Below are 20,952 nucleotides of genomic sequence, written 5' to 3'. Positions count from 1 at the left end.
CTCACCTCGTTGCGGGGGCGGTCAGCTCTGCGCCGCCGCCATCCGCTGGCGCAGGCTCAGCGGGCGCATGTCGGTCCAGACCTCGCCGATCCGGGCGAGGCAGTCGGCACGCGGGCCCTCGGTGCCCTCGGCGTGCCAGCCCGCCGGCAGATCCCGGTCGGCGGGCCAGATGGAGTACTGCTCCTCGTCGTTGCGGACCACCCGGTACACCCGGTCGTCGGTCTGCTCGTCAGCCATCGGAACTCCTTGTGGTTGGTCGAGGCTCCGGCCGGGGCCGGATCACCTGGGATTCGCGGTGCCGCTCGGGACGGGCGGGATCACCTGGGATTCGCGGTGCCACGCGGTGCCACCCGTGGCGGGCAGGAAGTCGTCGACGCGGATGCCGAGGCCCCGCTCGACGGCGGCGGCCCGGACGAACTCCGCGAGGGCGATGTCCAGGGCGCCGAGGCCGAACGGCGAGAAGACCACCGTCCGGTCGGGATCGCGGCGGAAGCCGCCGGTGCCGCGCAGGATCTGGCCGATCGGCGCGTCGATGAAGTCCCGGTGCCCCACCTGCTGCTCGGTGAGATGCAGCGAGGTCCGCTCCCGGCACACGTGGTCGGGGTCGTCGACCACATTCTGGCTGGCCAGGATCGTCTCCGGGGTCAGGTCGCGCAGCGAGACGTGCAGCACGAGGGTGCCGGGCCGGGCCGGGCCGAGGTCGAGGTGCGGCTCGGGCGCCGTGGTGGCGATCGAGACCAGGTCGTGCGCCGCGAGGGCCCGGCCGGCGTCGGCGGCCAGCGTGACGTGCAGGGTCGGCGAGAGGTCGGCGCAGTTGCGGGCGAACGCGGCCGCCCGGGTGCAGTCGTTGTCGAAGAGGGTCACCTCGGTCAGCGTCGGCAGCGCGGCGAGCAGGAAGCGCAGTACCTCCAGGTTGATCACGCCGCAGCCGATCAGGGCCACCCCGCTCGGACCCGGCTCGCGGACCAGCAGCCGGGCGGCGAGCGCGGCACTGGCCGCGGTCCGCTTGGCCGAGATCACCGAGCCTTCGAGCAGCGCCGTCGGCTGCCCGGTCTCCAGGTCGTTGATCACGATGCTGGCGCTGGCCCGGGCCAGCCCGGTGGTGATGTTCCCCGGCCAGGAGGCGATCCACTTCATCCCGGCGGCCGGCGAGTTCCCGCCGACGTACGCGGGCAGCCCGATGATCCGGTTGCGGGGCTGGTCGGGAAAGCGGAGGAAGATCGAGTGCGGCACCGCGGTGGCGCCCTCGTCGTGCAACTTGTACGCCTCGCCGACCAGCTCGATCAACGCGAGTTCGCGCTCGGCCAGGACCTGTTGCACGTCGTCATGTCGAAGGATCAGCATCAGGCCTGATCACCACCGGCAGCTTCCTTCCAGAGGTGCGAAACCTCACCGAAGCGGCTCCGTACCCAGTCATCGGAATAGATCGTGTCGAGGTAGCGGTCGCCACCGTCGGGGAAGATGAGCACGCATTTCGCGTCCTCAGGAATGCCCCGGCTGCGCCGCTCCAGGGCCGCGACGGTGGCCCCGGAGGATCCGCCGGCCAGGATCGCCTCCCGAGCGGTGAGCCGGCGGCAGGCGGCGACGCACTCGAGGTCGGTCACGTGGATGACCTCGTCGGCGGCGTCCGGGTCGAAGAGTCCCGGCCGCAGCGACGCGCCGTGCCCGGGAAGCAGCCGCTCGATCGGCTGCTGCCCGTCGAAGATCATGCTGCCGACCGCGTCGACCGCGACGATCTTCGTGTTCAACCCGTGCTCGCGGACGTAGTCCGCACAGCCGCGCAGGGTGCCGCAGGAACTGACCGCGCAGAACAGGTAGTCGACGGAACCGTCGAGCGCCTCGACGATCTCGCCCATGGTCTGCCGGTGCGCGATCGGGTTGAGCGGGTTCGCGTACTGGTTGGGCCAGAACGCGTGCGGGGTGTTCGAGACCAGTTCGCGGACCCGGCGTACCCGCACCGGCAGGTACTCGCCGCTGTCCGGGTCGGGCCGGTTCACCACCTCGACCGACGCCTGGTACGCCCGCAGTATCGCGATGTTCTGTTCGGTCGTCTTGGCGTCCACCACGCAGACGAACCGGAGCCCGAAATACCGGCAGATCTGGGCGAGCCCGACCGCGAGATTTCCCGAGCTGGACTCGACCACCACCGACCGGCCCGGCTGGAGCTCGCCGCTGCGGATTTTCTCCAGCAGCATGCTCAGCGCGGTCCGATCCTTGACGCTGCCGCCGGGATTGAACCGCTCCAGCTTCGCGAACACCTTAATTCGTGAATCGGGTATCAGGCGTTCGAGTTCCACCAGAGGCGTGTTCCCGACGGCCGCGAGGATGCCCTTGAGCGCATGCGGTGAACCTTTTTCAACCTCCCCTTGAGGTTGGTCGTGGCCGCCGGTGAAGGCCGGCGTGCAGGCGCCGTGCTCTCCAGGTCGTAAAAGGTCCATTGGCACGGCTTTCCCTTCGCGGGTCAGTTACGTTCCCGGGAAACGTCACCGCCAGGTGCCGTTCCCACGGTTGGCGCCGGCCTGCTTTCTCGGCTCCTTGTCATCCTGCGACCTGCGGCTATACCAGCCCCATATCGAAACTATCTTCGAAAACGAGCCGGGCTCCGCCGCCCCGAAAGTCGGGGACGGCGGAGCCCGGTGGGTCCGATGTGGGCGGTTATTCGCGTACGCCGGCCAGCTCCACCGCGCCGGACCGGAACGCGAGGCGGACCGGCACCACGGCACCGAGTACGGCCAGTCCGGCGCTGATCACCGTGATCAAGGCGACCGTGCCCCACGGCACGCTGACCGGGGTGGCCCCGACGAGCTGCCCCAGGGCGAGCCGCAGCCCGGCCAGGTTCACCGCCGACGCCCCCACCGCGAGCAGTACGCCGACCCCGGCCACCAGCAGCGACTCGGCGGCGAAGACCCGGAGCACCTGTGGTGGGGTGGCCCCGGCCAGCCGCAGGATCGCCAGGTCCCGGAGCCGGTCCGAGGTCGCCATCACCAGCGTGTTGACGATGGCGATGAAGCAGAAGACGATCGCGATGCCGAGTACCAGCACCATACCCAGCGTGCTTGCCTGGCTGTTCTCGCTGCTCTCCTCGCCGAGCCAGTCCTCGGCCGGGATCGCCCGGGCACCCAGCCCGGCCGTGGCGCTGCCCAGGGCGGCCTGGACGGTCGCCGGGTCGGTCCCCTCGCGCAGCGAGACGTAGATCCGGCGGGCCAGGCCGGTGAACGCGTACTTGGCGGTGCCGGCGTACTTCGTGCTCAGGTAGGCGACGTCGTTGCTGCCCGAGGTGGTGTTGAGCACCGCCACCACGCGCAGCGGCACCGTGCTGCCGTCGGCCATGAAGACCTCGACGGTCTCGCCGACCCCGACCCCCCAGTCGTCGTTGACGATGATGGTGTCGTCGCGTAGGTCGGCCGGGTTGCCCTCGTCGACCGGCAGGGTCAGGGTGCCCGACAGCGCCGCCGGGTCGACGGCCAGCGCCTCGTAGTCGGCCAGCCGGGCGTCGTCCCGGGTGTACACCATGGTCGGCAGCGCGGCGACCACGTCGATCCCGGGGATCGCCCGGACCCGCTCGGTGACCGCCTCGTTGACCCCGGGGGTGCCGTCCGGGGTGACCACGAAGTCGGCGGTCACCTGGTTGCGCCGGCCGCTGTCCTTGGCCCGGTCGATGGTGGCGGCCGCGCCGAGCAGCGAGATGGAGAGCCCGACGGTGAGCAGCACCGGCGCGGCGGTGGCCGCGGTACGCCGGACCGCGGTCAGCGCGCTCTCCCGGACCAGCATCCCGGCGGCGCCGCCGAGCCGGCCGAGCGGCCAGGTGATCAACCGGGCGATCGGCTTGACCACCACCGGGGCGAGCAGCGCGAAGGCGAGGATCGGCAACATCAGCACCCCGATGTACCGGGTCGGCACCATCACCATGCCCGGGTTCACCACCGCCACCCAGCCGATGGTGACCAGACCGAAGGCCAGCGCCATCAGCCCGTAGAGCCACCGGCCGGAGGTCATGGTGCGGGAGTCCACGGCGGCGTCCCGGAGCGCCTCGATCGGGCGTACGTCGCCGGCCCGGCGGGACGCCGCCCAGACCCCGGCCAGCGCCACCCCCAGCCCCACACAGAAGGCGATCAGCAGCGGTACCCAGACCGCCGGCCCGGCGGAGAACTCGACGGTGAACCACGGCGGGGCGAGTCCCAGGTCGACCATGCCGTCGGCCAGCAACGGTGCGGCGCCCAGCCCGAGCGCGCAGCCGGCGACCGCCGAGGTGAGCCCGACCACGAACGCCTCGGCCAGCACCATCCGGCGTACCTGCCGGGGCGTGGCACCGACCGTGCGGAGCAGGGCGATCTCCCGGCGCCGCTGGGCGACCGCGAAGGCGAAGGTCGAGGCGACCAGGAAGATCGAGACGAAGCCGGCCACCACGGCGGTGATCGGCAACAGCGTCTGGGTGTTGTCGATCGCCTCCCGGTCGGCGTTGTAGCTCGGGTCCAGCACGTTGCGCCGGTCTCCGGTGAGCACCTCGGCGTCCCCGCCGACGGCCTGCCGCACCGCCTCCGGTGCCCCGTAGGAGACCAGCGCCTCGACCCGGGGCGAGAGCCGGGCCGCCTCGGCCTCGGTGAAGAAGACCGCGGACTCGAAGTCGGCCGGCGCCGTCACCCCGGCGACCGTGTAGTCGCGCGGCCCGCCGGTGCTGAAGACGGTGACCCGCTCGCCCGGTCCGGCACCGCCGCTCGGCACCACGACCTCGTTGTCGGCCTGCGGCGGCCGGCCGGCGGCCAGCGCGTACGGGGCGAACTCGGCGCTGGACCAGCCGTGCCCGACCTGGTCGTCGGGGCCGCCGGAGAGCTGGGCGTAGAAGCTGCGCACCGGGACGGTGCGCCCCAGCGCCCCGACCTCGGCGGCCAGCGCGTCGGAGATGCCCCGGGCCTGGATCAGCGATCGGCTGCCCGGGTCGTGCCGAGCCGGATCCCACTCCGGGTCGAGCGCGGCGACCACCACCGGGGCGGCGGCGAACCGCTGCGGCGCCCGCTCGGGCAGCCCCAGGGTGGCGCCGATCTCCAGCCCCATCGCGGCGATCATGCCGGCGCCCAGGGTCAGCGCGACGAACGTACCGACGAAGGCGGCCCAGCGCACCCGCAGCGTCTGCAACGCGATGCTCAGCACGCGCCGACCTCCATGCGCGTCATCCGGGCGGCGATCGCCTCCGCCGTCGGATTGACCAGCTCACCGGCGAGCGCACCGTCGGCGAGGAAGACCACCCGGTCCGCGTTGGCGGCGGTCACCGGGTCGTGCGTCACCATCACGATGGTCTGCCCGTGCCGGTCGACCAGGCCGCGCAGCAGCGCCAGCACCTCCCGGCTGGTGCTGGTGTCCAGCGCACCGGTCGGCTCGTCCGCGAAGAGCACCGCCGGCTTCGTCACCAGGGCACGGGCGATCGCGACCCGCTGCTGCTGGCCGCCGGAGAGCTGCGCCGGCCGGTGCCCGCCCCGGTTGCCGAGCCCCACCTCGGCGAGTACCTCCGCCACCTCGGACCGGCTCGGCTTGCGGCCGGCCAGCCGCAGCGGCAGCGCCACGTTCTGCTCGGCGGTCAGCGACGGCAGCAGGTTGAATGCCTGGAAGACGAAACCGATCTTGTCGCGCCGGAGCAGGGTCAGCGCGGTCTCGCTCAGCCCGGTCAGGTCGGTGCCGCCGATCACCACCCGGCCGCCGGTCGGCCGGTCCAGCCCCGCCGCGCACTGCAACAGGGTCGACTTGCCCGAGCCGGACGGCCCCATGATCGCGGTGAAGCTTCCGGCCCGGAGATCGAGCGACACGTCTCTCAGGGCGGCCACCGCGTTCTGACCCGAACCGTACGTCTTGCTCAGCGACTCCAGCCGCACAGCCTGCTCCATAGCGAGCATCCAATCACTGATCGTTAGATCGACACATGAGATACCACCCTGAGAACCCCCGGACCGGCGACCCTGAGGTGTCCCGGGTTTCGGGCGGTTCACTCGGTTACCGCCCGGGCGAGACTCCGCCGGTACCCAACGCGAGCAGTTGTTCCAGTTGTGCGCTGTCGACAAGGGAGACCCGGTCGATCCGGCGCGTCGGGTCGGCGGTGGCCGCCTCCAGCAGCCGGCGGTAGTGCCCGGTAAGCCGCTCTATGGTCGCACCGTCGAACAAATCCGTGTTGTACCGGAAGGCACCGGTGAATGAATCCTCCGCCTGGCGCAGCTCCACGTTGAGGTCGAACTGCCCCTCAAGCTGCGGTACGTCGAACGCGGCCAACCGCAGCCCGGCGTAGGAGATCTCCGGGCCCACCACGGCGCCCTCCGGCACCAGCGGCAGCGGGGGGTCGAGCCGGTCCGCCGCCACCATCGTGAAGGCGATCCGGAACAGCGGCGACCGGCTGGTGCCCCGGGCCCCACCGAGCATCCGGTCCAGCAGCGGGAACGGGTACCCGACGTGGCCCAGCCCGGAGAGGAGTTCCCGGTGTGCCGCCGCCACCGCATCGGCGAAGGTGGCCCCGGAGGCGAACGACGAACGCAACACCAGGGTGTTGACCAGATAGCCGACCACGTCCCGCAGCCCCCGGCCGTGCCGGGTCGCCACCGGGCAGCCGACCGCGAAGTCGTCCTGGCCGCCGTACCGGAACAGGGTGGCCTGGAAGACCCCGAGCAGGAACGCGAACGGGGTCACCCCGGCCGCCGAGGCCGCCGCCCGGACCCGGGCCGCCAGTTCGTCGGGGAGCCTCAGGTGGTGGGTCGCCCCGTCGAAGGTCTGCCGCTCCGGCCGGGGCCGGTCGACCGGGATCGCCCCGGCCGACACCCCGGTGCAGCGGTTCCGCCAGTACCGTTCCAGCCGGTCCCGCCGGGGCGAGTCGAGTAATACCCGCTCCGCCTCGACGTAGTCCAGGAAGCTGGCGGTCAACGGCGCCCAGTCCGGGGCGCCGCCGGCCGCGATCCCCCGGTAGCCGGCCAGCAGGTCGCGCAGCAGCAGCCACTGCGAGGTGGCGTCGCTGATGATGTGGTGGGTGACCAGCACCAGGGCGGCGTCGTCGGGCGCGCGGCGCAGCAGCACCACCCGGAAGACGTCTCCGGCGCCGAGCCGGAACGGCACCTCGCCGACCGACCGGGCCAGCCCCAGCAGCGCCTCGTCGGTGCGGCCGGGAACGTCCCGGATCTCCAGCCACCGGGAGCCGCCCGCCGCCGCGGCACCGGGCGGCGGGACGAACTGCCGGGGTACCCCGTCGACCTCGGCGAAGGCCGCGCCGAGCATGGGATGCCGGGCCACCAGCGCGTGGACCGCCCGGCCCAGCGCCGCGACGTCCAGCGCGGTCCGGACCCGGACGGCGAGCGTGATGTTGTACGCCGGGCTCTCCGGCGCGAGCTGGTAGAGGAACCAGAGCGCCTCCTGCCCGACCGAGAGTGGATGGCCGGGGCCGGACAGCGTTCCGTCCGGCCCGGCCGGCGGCTGGCCCGACCCGGCCGGCGACCCGCCCGGGCGGATGCCCTGCACGGTCATCCCCGCGTGCCCAGCAGGCCGTGCAGGTGGTTGGCGAGGGCGTTCACGCTCGGGTGGTCCCAGGCCATCGTGGGCTCCACCTCGAGGTCGAACCGCTCCTCCACGTCCCCGCTCAGGGTCATCGCGTACACCGAGTCGAGGCCGATCTCGACCAGCGGCGCGTCGGCGTCGATCTCCTCGGCCGGCCGTTGCAGGTAGAAGGCGATCCGGCCGACCAGCCAGGTGCGGATGGCCTCGACGGACGTGTCTTGGATGGTTCCGGACATGGTGCACTCCTTAGGCGTACGGACGGAGATGGTCAGCCGGCCAGACGCCGGTTGACGAGATCGAAGCTGCGGTTGTCCTGGTGACGCTCCAGCAGCTCGATGAAGAGGTGTCGCTCCAGCCCGTCCGGTGCCGCGCCCGGGTCGATGCCCAGCCGTCCGGCCAGCCGGGACAGCGCGGCGAGCAGCCACGGGGTGTCCCGCAGGAACGGGGCGTCCTGGTGGTGCCGCCACACCCCGAGGCAGGCGGCGGCGGCCAGCACGGTGGCGTACCGGTCGGTCAGGTCGAAGCTGCGCCGGCCGGCGATCACCGTACGGTCCCGGGGCGGCAGGTCGGCGCAGACCTCGGCGAGCCGGTCGAGTTCGGCGGTGAAGACCCCGCAGAGCCGGGCGACCGCCGGCTCGGCACCCGGTCCGGCGCCGTACTCCCGCAGCGTGGCGGTCAGGCTGTCCACGCCCCGGGCGGAGAGCCCGATACCGGCGAAGTCCAGCGGGGGCAGCGGGTCGGCGAGCCGGAACAGTGCCGGTGGCGCAGCCGGCGACGAGCGCCAGCCCTGCTGGGCCAGCCGGGGTAGCTGCGGGATGATCGTCGCCTGGCAGACCGCCGCGCTGGCGTGGGTGAGCGTCGCGGCGAGCAGGTCCCGCAGGTTCTTCTGGAAGATCCCGTACGGGCCGTCCCGCAAGTACGACCGGGCGCCCAGCACCACCGAGAGCCGGTGCGCCGCATCCTGCAACATCTTCGGCACCAGGTATTTCACGGCGGCGCTGTACACACTGGTCTGGTCCGGCAGCACGTGCAGGGCCCGGGCGACCACGGTGGCCAGGCAGTCGCTGATCAGCAGGTCCAGGAAGCCGTCGACCAGGGTGGTCCGGGCGTGCGGCAGCTCGGCCACCGGCAGCCCGTACAGCCGGCGGTCGAGGGCGAACCGCAGCACCGTACGCAGTTGGGTGTCGACGATCCCGACGGCCATCCCGGGCAGCACGCCCCGGGTCACCTGGAACGCCCGCAGCACCGTCTCCATCGCGCCGCCGAGCTCCCCGACGACCGCGTCGGCCGGTACCGGGCAGTCGAGGAACTCCAGCCCGCCGAGCAGCACTCCGCGGACACCGGCGGTGCGGTAGCGGCGCAGGTGCCGGCGGTGCGCCGCCGGCAGCGCGGCCATGTCCAGCAGCAGGTGCGAGTGGCTGCGACTGCCCGGCCGGTCGTCGGTGCGGGCGAAGAGCGTCACCGCGTCCGCCCGGCTCAGGTTGCCGACCATCTCCTTGCGACCGGTCACCACGAAGTGGTCGCCAGCGCGGTCTGCCCGCAGCTCGGCCCGGCCGAAGTCGGTGCCGTGCGCCAGCTCGTTGTAGCCGGCCGACGCCTTGCCGTGCCGCAGCAGCAGGTCGGCCATCCAGCGCCGCTGCTCGGCGGTGCCGCTGGTCCAGACCGGGGTGGCGGCGATGAAGGTGGTGACCCCGTAGCCGACGCCGAGGGTGGTGTCCCGGCGGAACACCGCGCGCAGCACCTGGGCCAGCCGGTCGGCCCGGTCGAACCGGCCGCCCAGGGCCCGGGGCACGAACTCGGCGTTCAGCCCGTACCCGTCGAGCGCCCGCTCGCCGTCGGCGAGCAGTTCGCCGCGCTCGTCGGCGGCGAGCAGCGCCGGATAGCCGACCGGGTTCGCCGGGTCGTGCGGGTTTCCGAGGTACGTCTCCAGGTCCGGCTCGGCGGCGGGGGCCGGGGCCGTGCCGGGCACGGCGGCGGTGTCGACGGTCATCGGGCCACCTCGGAAAGCTGTGCGGCCGCCCCGGCGGGACGCGCCGGAGACTCGGACGGCGGCCCGGCCGCCTCGGCGAGCCGGGGCGGCGCCTCGGGCGTCTGCGGGCCCGCCTCGGCGAGCCGGGCCGGGAGCAGGGAGAAGAGCCGGCCCTCGTGGTGCTGGGCGCGCAGGTCCGGCAGCAGCCGGTCGTAGTCCTCGCCGTCGTCGGGTTCGGGTCCGGTCGCGGTGGCCGGGCGGAGCTGCCCGATCAGCCGGTGCAGGCAGGCGCGCAGCCAGCGGGCGTCCGCCCAGAGCGGGGCGGTCGGGCCGTCGACCAGCCAGTGCCGGTTGCGCAGCCACAGGTGCAGGCAGGCGGCGGCGGCGAAGGCGAGCGCGTACTCGCCGGCCATGGTGAACGCCTCGGCCGGCACCTGCCGGGGTTGCGGCCGGTACGCGGCCATCCGCTCGTGCAGCCCGTCGACCAGCCCGGCCAGCGTCTCGGCCTGGGCGGCCAGGGCCGGCGGGGCGATGCCGGCGTCGACCAGCTCCAGCACCTCGGCGACGGCGGCCGGTAGCTGCTGCACCACGCTGCACCCGGTCCGGGACAGCAGCGCGAGCCGGCTCCGGTCGAAGTCGGGCAGCGGGCGGATCAGCTCGACCGTGTCGGCCAGCCCCGGGTCGACCACGCCGCGCCGGTAGCCCCGGACCAGGCCGGGGAACTGGTTCACCAGGGTGTTCAGGTTGACCAGGGTGTTGCCGTCGAAGATGCCGACGATCCGGTGGTCGCGTTCGATCTTCTGGAACAGCCCGTCGGCGTGGTCGGAGGTGAGCAGGGCACGGGCCCCGAGCACCTGGCCGAGTCGCGGGATGGTCCGGTCCATCATCGTCGGCACCAGGTATTTGGCGACCGCCGAGGTGACGCTCAGCTCGCCGGGGGTGGCGTGGATGCCGCGCGCGGTCAGCACGCTGGTGGCCTCGCCGATCAGCAGGTCGACGTACGCCTCGGTGAGGGTACGGTTCGCGTGCGGCAGGTCGACCAGCGGCCGGTCGTAGAGCCGGTGCCCGGTGGCGAAGTCGAGGACCAGCCGCAGCGCCTGGTCGGCCAGGCCGAGCGACATCGCCGCGCACATGGTGCGGGTGAGCTGGACACTCTTCAGCACGATCTCCGGGCCGGCGCCGGCCGCACCGACCAGCGCCTCGGCCGGCACCTCGGCGCCGGCGAAGGCGATCCCGCTGATGTCCGCGCCGCGTACCCCGTGGGTGCGCTCCTTGGGCAGGCAGCGGAACGTACCGGGGGCGAGCCGCCGCTTGTCGACCAGCAACAGGCTGAACCCCCGGGTGCCGCCGGCCGGCTCGGTCCGGGCCAGTACGCAGACCAGGTCCGCCCGGCTGGCGTTGTTGATCAGCCACTTCTCGCCGTCGACCCGGTAGCCGGCGCCGGTCGGCACCGCCGAGACCTCACCGGCGAGCAGGTCGCTGCCGTGCTCCCGCTCGGTCAGCGCCAGCGAGATGACGCTGCCGGCGAGCACCTCGGCACCGACCCGGCGGGCCTGTTCCGGGGTGGCGCCCACCCAGGCGGAGACCGCGCCGAGGTAGGTCTTGCCGTGTCCGATCGCGACGGTCAGGTCCCGGCGGGCCAGGATGCGTACCGCGTGCAGCAGCTCCTCGTAGCTGCGCAGCTCGCCGCCGAACTCGGCCGGCACGTACCAGCGGGGCAGCCCGAGCCGGTCCAGCTCGGCGCAGATCTCCGCCGGGAACTCCTCCCCGGCGTCCAGCGCGACGCAGCGGGCGAACGAGGCCACCCGGGCCGGGTCGTGCGGGTCGCCGAGGCCGTGGTCGAGGTGTTCGGCGAGGGCGAAGGCGGGATAGCGCATCCCGGTCACCCCCGCCCGGCCGGCACCGGCAGCGCGGTGCGCGCCGCCCGGTAGCGGTCCCGGATCTCCGGATCGAGATCCTCGTACGTGGTGTCCAGCACGCCGGAGACGAAGAGTTCCCGCATCATGGTGCGCTGGATCTTTCCGCTGGTGGTACGCCGGACCTGGCCGACCCGGACGAAGACGACGTTCGCCACCCGGAGGCCGAGGATCCGGCTCAGCGTCGACTTGACCGCACCGGCCAGCCCGGCGATCTCGGCGGCGTCCCGGCTCCGGGTGCGCAGCTCCTGGACCACCACGATCTCCTCCCGGGGCGCCGGCACCGAGAAGACGGCGCAGGGCAGCCCGGCGAACGCCTCGGCCACCTCCCGGACCTCGCGCTCCACGTCGTGCGGGTAGAGGTTGCGGCCGTGCACGATCATCATTTCCTTGATCCGGCCGGTGACGTACAGCTCGCCGTCGTCGAGGGTGCCGAGGTCACCGGTACGCAGGAAGCCGCCGTCGCCGTCCGCGGTCACCGCGCCGAAGGCCCGCCGGGTCGCCTCCGGGTCCGCCCAGTAGCCCCGGGTCACGCTGCCGCCCCGGATCCACACCTCGCCGACCCGGCCGTCCGGCAGCACCGTGGAGGTGGTCGGGTCGATGATCCGTACGTCCAGCGCGTTGACCCGGCCGCTGCCGACCAGGGCCAGCCCGGCCGGCGTACCGGCGGGCAGCGGGGCGAAGACGTCCCGGGCCAGCTCGGCAGGGTCGACGTACGCGGTGACCGGGGCGCCGGCCGGGCGGGCCCCGGTGACGCAGAGCGTCGCCTCGGCCAGCCCGTACGTCGGCAGGAACGACTCGTAGCGGAACCCGGCCGGGGCGAACCGGGCGGCGAACCGCTCCAGGGTGGCCGGGTCGATCGGCTCGGCGCCGTTGCAGGCGTACCGCCAGCGGGACAGGTCCAGCCCGGCGATCTGCTCATCGGTGAGCAGCCGGGCGCAGAGGTCGTACGCGAAGTTCGGCGCGCAGGCCACCTCGGCGCCGTACCGGTCGATCGCCTCCAGCCACAGGTGCGGCCGCTTGAGGAAGTCGTTGGGCCGGATCAGCACGGCGGTGCTGCCGAGCAGCAGCGGCGCGATCAGCATCGCGATCAGGCCCATGTCGTGATAGAGCGGCAGCCAGCTACAGAACCGGGTCTGGTCGGTCCAGCCGAGGGTGCGGTGCACCGAGCCGATGTTGTGCAGCACGTTGCCGTGGGTGACCATCACGCCCTTCGGGTCGCTGGTCGACCCCGAGGTGTACTGGAGGAACGCGATGTCGTCCGGGCGGGCCGGATACGGCAGCCACCCGTCCGCCACCGGCCCGGCACCGGCGGTCGGCTCCGCCCCGGCCGAGTCGGCCGCGCCGGTGAGCACGCCCGGGGCGTCCAGGTCGGTCGCCGCGAAGGCCAGGTGGTCCAGTCCCTCCTGGAGCATCCAGTCGTCGACCGCCCGCAGGTTACCCGGATCGGTCAGCACCACCGCCACGTCCGCGTTCCGGGCGATCGCGCTGGTCCGGTCGGCGTGGTGCCGGTAGTTCGCCGGCAGCGGCACCGGCACCGGGATCACGCCCGCGTACAGGCAGCCCAGGAAGCCAGCCACGAACTCCAACCCGGTCGGATAGAGCAGCAGCGCCCGGTCACCCGGCCGGCAGCGCCGGCCCAGCCAGGCCGCCGTCGACCGGGCCACCCGGTCGAGTTCGGCGTACGTCAGGGACGACTCGACGAACCGCTCCCCCGCACCACGGCAGAACACCACCGCCTGCCGTTCCGGCGATCCGGCCACGTTGTGCCGGACCGCCTCGACGATGCTTCCCCACTCGGACACGTTTGCTTCCCCGGCTTCTCCGGTACGGCATCCACCGCGCCATCGGCGTTTCCGTGGCAGACCGTACGATCGACGTCCATATTCGGGCTATATCGGCGGGCTCAGCCGCAGCCGCCGGCATGCCCCTCGTCGGTCCGGCCCGGCGCACCCACCAGCGCCGGCTCCGGTGCCGACCCGTCTCCCGGCACCTGCGTCGGCTCGGCGGGACGGCGCTTCGCGGCCACCGAGGCGGCGAACGCGGCCAGCCGGTCCACCCCCCAGAACCGGTCGAGGCCGTGCACGAAGAACGGCACCCCGAAGACGCCGTCGCGGTAGATGTCGAGCAGCGCCCCGACGCCCTGCTGGCGTACCTCGGGATCGTCCGCCGCCCCGGAGACCTCGGCCGGGTCGAGCCCGAGGTCGGCGGCGATCTCGGCGACCGTGGACCGGTCGCAGATGTCCCGCCCCTGGACCCACCTGGCCCGGTACGCCCGCTCCAGGTACGCCGGCCCGGCGCCATGCCGCGCCGCCACCAGGTAGCCCAGGTGCGGGATCTCCCAGACCGGCTCCCGGTCGACCGGCCAGCGCAACGTCAGCCCGCGCTCGGCGGTGAGCCGCCGGACGTCGGCGAGCACGTAGAGGTGCTTGGCCCGGGACATCGCGGTGTAGACGAACTCGCCGCCGGCCTCGGCCAGCAGCCGCGAACTGCGCTCGTCCGGCTCCCAGAACGGTACCCAGTCCAGCTCGGGCACCAGCTCCGGATACCGCTGGTGCAGGTCCCGGTAGGCGAGCCAGGAGTACGGGCTGCGCAGGCTGAAGTAGAACCGTGGGGTGCGGCGCACCGCCATGGGAAACTCCTCGGGTGCTTCGGGGCGGCGCGCTACAGCGCGATGCCGCCGTCGACTTGGAAGACCTGGCCGGTGACGTAGGAGGCCCGGTCCGAGACGAGGAAGCCGACCAGGTCGGCGGTCTCCTCCGCCCGGCCGAACCGGCCCAGCGGGATCCGGCCCAGCATCTCCTTGGTGACCGCCGGGGAGAGCCCTGCGGTCATGTCGGTCTCGATGAAGCCGGGGGCGACGACGTTGGCCCGGATGCCGTACCGGCCCATCTCCTTGGCCAGCGCCTTGGTGAAGCCGATGATCCCGGCCTTGGACGCCGAGTAGTTGGTCTGCCCGGCGTTGCCGGCCACCCCGGCCACCGAGGAGAGCGTCACCACCGAGCCGCGCCGCCGCTTCATCATCGCGAAGACCGCGGACCGGCACACCGTGTAGGTGCCGTCCAGGTTGGTCCGCAGCACGCTGTGCCACTCGTCGTCGCCCATCAGCACCAGCGGCCGGTCCCGGGTCACCCCGGCGACGGTCACCACCGCGTCGATCGGGCCCAGCTCGTCCTCGGTGGCGGTGACGAAGTCGCGTACCTGCGCCAGGTCCACCACGTCGACCTGCCGGGCCAGCACCCGGGCCCCCGCCTCGCGGGCGGCCTTGGCCGCCAGTTCCGCCGCCTCCGCGTTGGACTGGAAGCAGAAGGCCACGTCGAAGCCGTCGGCGGCCAGCCGGCTCACCACCGCCCGGCCGATGCCCCTGGATCCGCCGCTGACCAGCGCGACCCGTCGCTCCTTCTCGGTCATGTCACTCCTCACACCGTGACCGGGGTCGGGCTCGCCGGGCGCAACGCGTCCAGCGGGCGCAGGGTCTGGACGAACTGGCCGAGCCGCATCACCGTCTCGCCGCCGACCACGGTCTCGCCCTCGAGGATCCTCGTCTCGCCGACGACCTTGACCAGCCGGACCCGGTGTTCGAGGACGTCACCGGGGTAGACCGGGTTGCCGAAGGTGACGTTGCTGATCGACCCGGCCAGCACCACCATCCCGGCCAGCACGTCCGGGTTGGGGGTATCCCAGCTCGCCAGCAGCACCGCCGCCTGGGCCCACGACTCGACGATCAGCGTCGCCGGGTACGCGTAGTCGCGGTCCGCGGACGTCTCGTCGAGCCGTTCGTAGCAGGCCTCGCTACAGCTCACCGCCTTGAGCGCGGCGAGCCGCTCACCCGGCACCAGCTCGACCACCCGGTCGAGCAGCAGGATCGGATACCGCTGGGGTATCACTTTCCTGATCCCGGCAACCCCGATCATCGGATCTCCTCCGGTCGGTAGCGCAGGCGCAGTTCGGCGGCCGGACCGCGACCTGTATTGATCTTGGCTGTGCAGCGCAGTTCCGGCCCGGACCAGGACAGCGCCGCCTCGATCCGCAGTTCGTCGCCCGGGGCGACCGGGCTGAGGAAGCGGCACCGGTCCATCGCGGCAAGTTCGGGGCGGTAACGCTCGCCCAGCGCCGCCCGGACGGTCTGGCCGACCAGTTCGACCAGGTACACGCCGGGCAGCACCGGAAAGCCCGGGAAGTGCCCGGCGAAGACCGGGTCACCGGGATCCACCTTCGCGGTCGCCACCGCCGAGGTCTCGTCGGCCTCGACCAGCTCGACCTGGTCGGCCAGGGGTGCGCAGCGCGGCGTCACGACCCGCCCCGCAGCTTGGTGTCGAGGAGCTGGTAGGTGCTGTCCAGCGTGCTGACCGCGATCAGCTCGCTCTCCTCCATCTTGATGCCGTACCGCTTCTCCAGCCGGACGGTGATCTCCAGGGCCATCAGGGAGTCCACCTCCAGGTCGTTGACGAAGTGCGCGTCGTCGGTGACGTCGGAGAGGTCGACGTCGATGGTGTCGGCGATGAGCTGCCGGAGGTCTTCCTTGTCGAGCCCCGTGGTGAGCTGGTCAGACATGACTTTCCGTCCTTTCGGTGTGGATCTCGTGGTCCTCCCCGCGGGCGTCGTCGCCCGGGGTTGGCTCGGCGAGCACGGACTCGACGACGCCGAGCTGGTAGTCGCCGGAGCGGAAGCCGGGATGGCGCAGCAGCCGGCGGTGGAAGTCGACGTTGGTGGTCACCCCCGCCGACCGGTACTCGGCCAGCGCCCGGTCCAGCCGGCGCAGCGCCTCCTCCCGGGTGGCGCCGTGCGTGACGACCTTGGCCAGCAGCGAGTCGTAGAACGGTGGTACGACGTAGCCGTCGTAGAGGTGGCTGTCCACCCGTACGCCGGGCCCGGCCGGCATCCGCAGCCCGTGCAGCCGGCCGGTCGAACCGGCCCAGTCCCGATCGACGTCCTCGGCGTTGATCCGCGCCTCGATCGAGTGCCCCTCGAACCGGACGTCCGACTGGGTCAGGTCCAGCTTCTCCCCGGCGGCGATCCGGATCATCCAGCCGACGATGTCGATCCCGGTACGTACCTCGGTGATCGGGTGCTCGACCTGGAGCCGGGTGTTCATCTCCATGAAGTACGCCGCACCGTCCGGCGCGACCAGGAACTCGAAGGTGCCGGCGCTGACGTAGCCGATGTCCCGGGCGCCGGCCACCGCCGCCGCGCAGAGCCGCTCGCGCAGCCGCGGGTCGAGCGCCGGAGACGGGGACTCCTCGACCAGCTTCTGGTGCCGGCGCTGGACCGAGCAGTCCCGCTCGCCCAGGTGCAGCACGGTGCCGTACCCGTCGGCCAGCACCTGCACCTCGATGTGCCGGGCAGCCGGCAGGTAGCGCTCCAGGTAGACCCGGTCGTCGGCGAAGAGGCTCCGCGCGGCCGCCCGGGTCGTCTCGTACGCCAGCGGCAGGTCCTCGGCCTGGTGCACCACCGCGATGCCCCGGCCACCGCCACCGGCCACCGCCTTGATGATCAGTGGGAAGCCGATCTCGCCGGCCACCGTCACCGCGTCGCCGAGGGAGTCGACGGTGCCGTCCGAGCCCGGCAGTACCGGTACTCCGGCGGCCCGCATCGCCGCCCGGGCCGCCACCTTGTCGCCCATCAACGCGATGTGCTCGGCGGCCGGGCCGACGAAGGTGAGCCCGACTCCCCGACAGGAGGCGGCGAAGACCGGGTCCTCGGAGACGAAGCCGCAGCCCGGATGCACCGCGTCGGCGCCGGACTTGGCGGCGGCGTAGAGGATGGCCGGGATGTTGGTGTAGCTGCGGGCGACCGGGCCCGGTCCGATGTGTACGGCCTGGTCAGCGAGCTGCACCGCCAGGCTGTCCCGGTCGGCGGAGGAATAGACCTGCACGCTTTCCAGTCCGAGATCGCGGCAGGCGCGGATGATCCGGACGGCGATCTCGCCCCGGTTGCAGATGAGTACCCGGTTGACCATGTCCGCCCGCCTCAGCCCGGCTCGATGCTGAGCAGCGGCTGCTCGTACTCGACGACCTCGCCGTCGGTGACGTGCACGGCCCGGACGATCCCGCCCCGGTCGGTGAGGACCGGGTTCATCATCTTCATCGCCTCCACGATCGCGACCTGGTCGCCGGCCTCGACCCGCTGGCCGACCTCGGCAAAGGGCGGCTGGTCCGGGCCGGGGCGGCGGTAGAAGACCCCCATCAGCGGCGCGGTCACCGGCACGGTGCCGGCCGGCGGGGCGACCGCCGCGTCGACGGCGGTCGCGGCCGCACCCGGTACCGTCGCCACGGCCGGGCCGGGCACGCCGGTCAGCGCCGCACCGGGCGCCGACGCCGCCTCGCCGGTGGCGGTGACGACCGCCTCCCGGCCTCCCTCGGCCCCCTCGACCTCGATCCGGACGTCGGCCACGGTCACCCGGACCCGCCGGATCGCCGGGTCGCGGACCAGCTCCGCCACCTCGGCGGCGGCCCGTACCGCGCTGCGCAGCGCGGTGTCGGCCAGCGCGGCATCGGCCGGCGCGGTGTCGGCCAGCGCAGTGTCGGCCAGCGCGGCATCGGCCATCGCGGCATCGGCCGGCAGCGCCGGTTCGGCGGAGGGCACTCCGCTGCCGTTCGCGGTCGCCGGCCCGGTGCCGTTCGCGGTCGCCGGCCCGGTGCCGTTCGCGGCCCGGACGGCGGCCGGTTCGCGGACCTGCTCAGACATGCGCGCCTTCCTTCCAGGTTTCCGTCACCGGACTGCCGGTGGCGGCGCCGACCGGGGCCAGCACGCCGTATCCGCGCAGCCGGCGGTAGCGGGCGGCCAGCAGTTCCTCGACCGGGACCCCGGCGAGCTGGCGCAGCAGCCGGCCCACCGCCTCGGCGACGAGTCCGGCGGCCCGTTCCGGGTCACCGGGCGGCTCCGGCAGGATCTCGTCGACCACACCGAGCCGGCCGAGGTCCTCGGCGCGCAGCCGCAGCGCGCGGGCGGCCACCGGGGCCTGCCCGGCGTCGCCGAACAGGATCGCGGCGCAGCCCTCCGGGCTGATCACCGAGAAGACGCCGTTCTCCTGGATCAGCAGCCGGTCCGCGACCGCCAGCGCCAGCGCGCCGCCGCTGCCGCCCTCGCCGGTGATCACCGCGACCACCGGGGTACGCAGTCCGGCCGCCAGGGCCAGGGTCTCGGCGATCGCGCCGCTCTGGTTGCCCTCCTCGGCCGCCAGTCCCGGGTACGCCCCCGGGGTGTCCACCAGGGTCACCACCGGTACGCCCCAGCGCTGCGCCAGCTCGAACAGCCGCATCACCTTGCGGTAGCCCGCCGGGTGTGGCATGCCGAAGTTGTTCGCCACGTTCTCCTTGGTGTCCCGGCCCTTGGCGTGCCCGACCACCACCACCGGGGTACCGCCCAGCCGGGCCAGCCCGCCGACGATCGCCGAGTCGTCCCGTTCCCAGCGGTCGCCGTGCAGCTCGACGAAGTCGCCGAAGATCCGGTCGATGTGCTGCCGCACCGTCGGCCGGTCGGCGGCCCGGGCCCGGCCCACCGCCGTCCAGGCGTCCACCGACCGCTCGGGCCGGTCGTCGTGCCCGGGGGCACGGGACGGCCGGCGTCCGGCGACCGCGACCGGGCTCCCGGCGGAGCTGCCGGCCGCCGCGCCGAAGCCGACCAGCCGGGCCAGCACGCCGCGCAGCTCCTGACGGCGTACCACCAGGTCGACGTGGCCGTGCTCGTGTAGGAAGCGGGCGGTCTGGAAGCCCGCCGGCAGCGGCTGCCGGATCGTCTGCTCGATCACCCGGGGCCCGGCGAAACCGGCCCGGGTCCCCTCCTCGGCGATGATCACGTCACCGAGGCTGGCGAAGGAGGCGGCCACCCCGCCGTACACCGGGTCGGTGAGCACGCTGACGTACGGCACCCCGGCGTCCCGGAGCAGCCGGATCGCGGCGGCGGTCTTGGCCATCTGCAACAGGGAGAGGACGCCCTCCTGCATCCGGGCGCCCCCGGAGGCGCTCACCGCGACCAGCGGCACCCCGTGGTCCAGCGCGGTCTCGGCGGCCCGGGCGACCTTCTCGCCGACCACCGAGCCCATGCTGCCGCCGAGAAAGGCGAAGTCGAGCACGACCAGCGCGACCCGGTGGCCGCCGATGGTCGCCAGGCCGAGTACCGCGCCGTCGGCCCGGCCGGTCCTGGCCCGGGCCCGGGCCAGCCGCTGCGGGTACGGCATCCGGTCGGTGAACTCCAGCGGGTCGGCGGCGGCGAGGTCGGCGTCGTGCTCCACGAAGCTGTCCGGGTCGACCAGCAGCGCGATCCGGTCCTCGGCGCGCAGCGGCAGGTGGTGGCCGCACTCCGGGCAGGTGTGCATTGCCCGGGCCAGCCGGTCCCGGTGCAGCAGCGCCGCGCAGCGCGGGCACGGCCGCCACACGCCGTCCGGCAGCCCGTTGATCAGGTCCAGTGTGGAGGCACCCACGGCTCAGCCCACCGCGCCGAGCAGGGTGGCGCCGACCTGGCCGTCCCGGTCCACCCCGGTCACCAGCGCGATGCCGTCGGGGCGGTCGGAAAGCTCGGCGAGCGCACCGGCGAGCTGGAACGCCGACGACGCCGCCGAGGTGTCGCCGAGCAGGGCCCGGCAGTGCACCCGGGTCGGCCGGGTCGCACCCAGCACGTCGGCCAGGGCGGCCTCCTCCTGCACGCCGAACTCGTCGCCGCTGTCCGAGGCCGCCAGCACGGTCACGTCGGCGGGGCTCAGGCCGGCTCCGGCGAGCGCCTCCGCGACCGCACGGGCCAGCACCGTGCGGACCGCCGACGGGTCGGCGAAGGCGAGGAACCGGGAGCCCCGGACCGCCGCCAGTGGCTGGCGCTGCTGCCGGACCGCACTGGAGTACGACTCGAGCAGGAAGATCGCGCACCCCTCGCCGAGCGGCGTCGCGCCGTCGGCCGGGGCGGCGCCGTCCCGGGACCGGGCGTGCCACTCCAGCCAGCCGCGCTGCACCGAGTACTCCTCGACCGCGCCGCACAGCACCGGCTCGCTGTGCCCACACCGGTGCAGCCGTACGGCGTAGTTCAGCGCCAGCAGGCCGGTCAGCGAGCCGCCCGCGATGGTGGTGTTCGGGCCCTTCAGCCCGTACCAGATCGCGCTCTGCCCGGCGGCGCGGTTCATCACCGTGTTCGGGAAGCGCGCCGGGTCGACGTGGAACGGCTTCGCCCCGGTCAGCGATTCCCGGGTGAAGTCCATGATGCTCTGCACGCTGCCGGAGTTGGTACCCAGCACCAGGCCGAGCCGCTCGGGCTCGCCGAGCCGCTCCCGGCCGTACCGGTCGAGCAGCATCCCGACGGTGGCCACGGCGATCCCGGTGGCCCGGTCCATCGACCGGGTGCCCTTCTTGCCGAGCACCTCGGCGACGTCAAAGCCGGGGATCAGCCCGGCCCGGTCGTACGGTCCGGGCCAGACGTCCCGGTCCAGCGCGGTCACCGCACCGGTCCCGGCCCGCAGGCCGGCGGTGAACCGGTCGGCACCGAGCCCGAACGCCGACGCGGCCGACCAGCCGGAGAGCACCAGCTCGTCCGCGGCGATGGTGGTGACGGTCATCTGTC

General features: G+C 73.3%; 19 protein-coding genes. All 19 read right to left on the bottom strand.

Features of this window, described 5'->3' with window-relative positions; genetic code table 11:
- Window positions 1–21: 21 nt before the first annotated feature.
- Window positions 22–237, bottom strand: a complete 216-nt coding sequence (locus tag ACSMXO_RS15480) for an MbtH family protein (protein ID WP_101365415.1) — start codon at window positions 235–237, stop codon at window positions 22–24.
- Between the two features lie 42 nt (window positions 238–279).
- Window positions 280–1,344 carry a 2,3-diaminopropionate biosynthesis protein SbnB gene (sbnB, locus tag ACSMXO_RS15475; protein ID WP_455418271.1) on the bottom strand — a complete coding sequence of 355 codons (1,065 nt, stop codon included), beginning with the start codon at window positions 1,342–1,344 and terminating at the stop codon, window positions 280–282.
- Window positions 1,344–2,327 carry a 2,3-diaminopropionate biosynthesis protein SbnA gene (gene sbnA / locus ACSMXO_RS15470; RefSeq protein WP_455419245.1) on the bottom strand — a complete coding sequence of 328 codons (984 nt, stop codon included), beginning with the start codon at window positions 2,325–2,327 and terminating at the stop codon, window positions 1,344–1,346. The genes sbnB and sbnA overlap by 1 nt, the downstream gene beginning before the upstream one ends.
- Window positions 2,328–2,655: 328 nt before the next feature.
- The gene (locus ACSMXO_RS15465; protein ID WP_455418270.1) at window positions 2,656–5,148 is read right to left on the bottom strand and encodes an FtsX-like permease family protein; all 2,493 of its coding nucleotides are present in this window, start codon (window positions 5,146–5,148) and stop codon (window positions 2,656–2,658) included.
- Entirely contained in the window at window positions 5,142–5,876 is a 735-nt protein-coding gene (locus ACSMXO_RS15460; RefSeq protein WP_346258675.1) for an ABC transporter ATP-binding protein, read from the bottom strand. The genes ACSMXO_RS15465 and ACSMXO_RS15460 overlap by 7 nt, the downstream gene beginning before the upstream one ends.
- 106 nt (window positions 5,877–5,982) lie before the next feature.
- A complete protein-coding gene (locus ACSMXO_RS15455; RefSeq protein WP_455418269.1) occupies window positions 5,983–7,491 on the bottom strand; it encodes a condensation domain-containing protein in 1,509 nt (502 codons plus the stop codon).
- Window positions 7,488–7,757, bottom strand: a complete 270-nt coding sequence (locus ACSMXO_RS15450; protein WP_455418268.1) for an acyl carrier protein — start codon at window positions 7,755–7,757, stop codon at window positions 7,488–7,490. The genes ACSMXO_RS15455 and ACSMXO_RS15450 overlap by 4 nt, the downstream gene beginning before the upstream one ends.
- Window positions 7,758–7,789: 32 nt before the next feature.
- Window positions 7,790–9,511, bottom strand: a complete 1,722-nt coding sequence (locus ACSMXO_RS15445; protein WP_455418267.1) for an acyl-CoA dehydrogenase family protein — start codon at window positions 9,509–9,511, stop codon at window positions 7,790–7,792.
- Entirely contained in the window at window positions 9,508–11,367 is a 1,860-nt protein-coding gene (locus ACSMXO_RS15440) for an acyl-CoA dehydrogenase family protein (RefSeq protein ID WP_455418266.1), read from the bottom strand. The genes ACSMXO_RS15445 and ACSMXO_RS15440 overlap by 4 nt, the downstream gene beginning before the upstream one ends.
- A gap of 5 nt (window positions 11,368–11,372) precedes the next feature.
- The gene (locus ACSMXO_RS15435) at window positions 11,373–13,211 is read right to left on the bottom strand and encodes a fatty acyl-AMP ligase (protein ID WP_455418265.1); all 1,839 of its coding nucleotides are present in this window, start codon (window positions 13,209–13,211) and stop codon (window positions 11,373–11,375) included.
- 101 nt (window positions 13,212–13,312) lie between these two features.
- Window positions 13,313–14,038, bottom strand: a complete 726-nt coding sequence (locus ACSMXO_RS15430) for a DsbA family protein (RefSeq protein WP_455418264.1) — start codon at window positions 14,036–14,038, stop codon at window positions 13,313–13,315.
- A 32-nt stretch (window positions 14,039–14,070) separates the two neighbouring features.
- The gene (fabG, locus tag ACSMXO_RS15425) at window positions 14,071–14,817 is read right to left on the bottom strand and encodes a 3-oxoacyl-[acyl-carrier-protein] reductase (RefSeq protein WP_455418263.1); all 747 of its coding nucleotides are present in this window, start codon (window positions 14,815–14,817) and stop codon (window positions 14,071–14,073) included.
- Window positions 14,818–14,825: 8 nt separating this feature from the next.
- Entirely contained in the window at window positions 14,826–15,320 is a 495-nt protein-coding gene (locus ACSMXO_RS15420; RefSeq protein ID WP_455418262.1) for a 3-hydroxyacyl-ACP dehydratase FabZ family protein, read from the bottom strand.
- Window positions 15,317–15,700 carry a 3-hydroxyacyl-ACP dehydratase FabZ family protein gene (locus ACSMXO_RS15415; RefSeq protein WP_455418261.1) on the bottom strand — a complete coding sequence of 128 codons (384 nt, stop codon included), beginning with the start codon at window positions 15,698–15,700 and terminating at the stop codon, window positions 15,317–15,319. The genes ACSMXO_RS15420 and ACSMXO_RS15415 overlap by 4 nt, the downstream gene beginning before the upstream one ends.
- Window positions 15,697–15,960, bottom strand: a complete 264-nt coding sequence (locus tag ACSMXO_RS15410; RefSeq protein WP_346258665.1) for an acyl carrier protein — start codon at window positions 15,958–15,960, stop codon at window positions 15,697–15,699. Before ACSMXO_RS15410 ends, ACSMXO_RS15415 begins: the two co-directional genes overlap by 4 nt.
- Window positions 15,953–17,365, bottom strand: coding sequence for an acetyl-CoA carboxylase biotin carboxylase subunit (locus ACSMXO_RS15405; RefSeq protein ID WP_346258664.1), 1,413 nt, complete (start codon window positions 17,363–17,365; stop codon window positions 15,953–15,955). The genes ACSMXO_RS15410 and ACSMXO_RS15405 overlap by 8 nt, the downstream gene beginning before the upstream one ends.
- Window positions 17,366–17,376: 11 nt before the next feature.
- Window positions 17,377–18,093, bottom strand: a complete 717-nt coding sequence (locus tag ACSMXO_RS15400) for an acetyl-CoA carboxylase biotin carboxyl carrier protein (protein WP_455418260.1) — start codon at window positions 18,091–18,093, stop codon at window positions 17,377–17,379.
- A complete protein-coding gene (gene accD, locus ACSMXO_RS15395) occupies window positions 18,086–19,828 on the bottom strand; it encodes an acetyl-CoA carboxylase, carboxyltransferase subunit beta (RefSeq protein ID WP_455418259.1) in 1,743 nt (580 codons plus the stop codon). Before accD ends, ACSMXO_RS15400 begins: the two co-directional genes overlap by 8 nt.
- 3 nt (window positions 19,829–19,831) lie before the next feature.
- Entirely contained in the window at window positions 19,832–20,947 is a 1,116-nt protein-coding gene (locus ACSMXO_RS15390; RefSeq protein ID WP_346258662.1) for a beta-ketoacyl synthase N-terminal-like domain-containing protein, read from the bottom strand.
- Window positions 20,948–20,952: the final 5 nt, after the last annotated feature.

The organism is Plantactinospora sp. DSM 117369 (assembly GCF_053764795.1).
The sequence above is the reverse complement of the archived record's forward strand: the minus strand, read 5'-3'. Positions and strand labels throughout refer to the sequence as shown.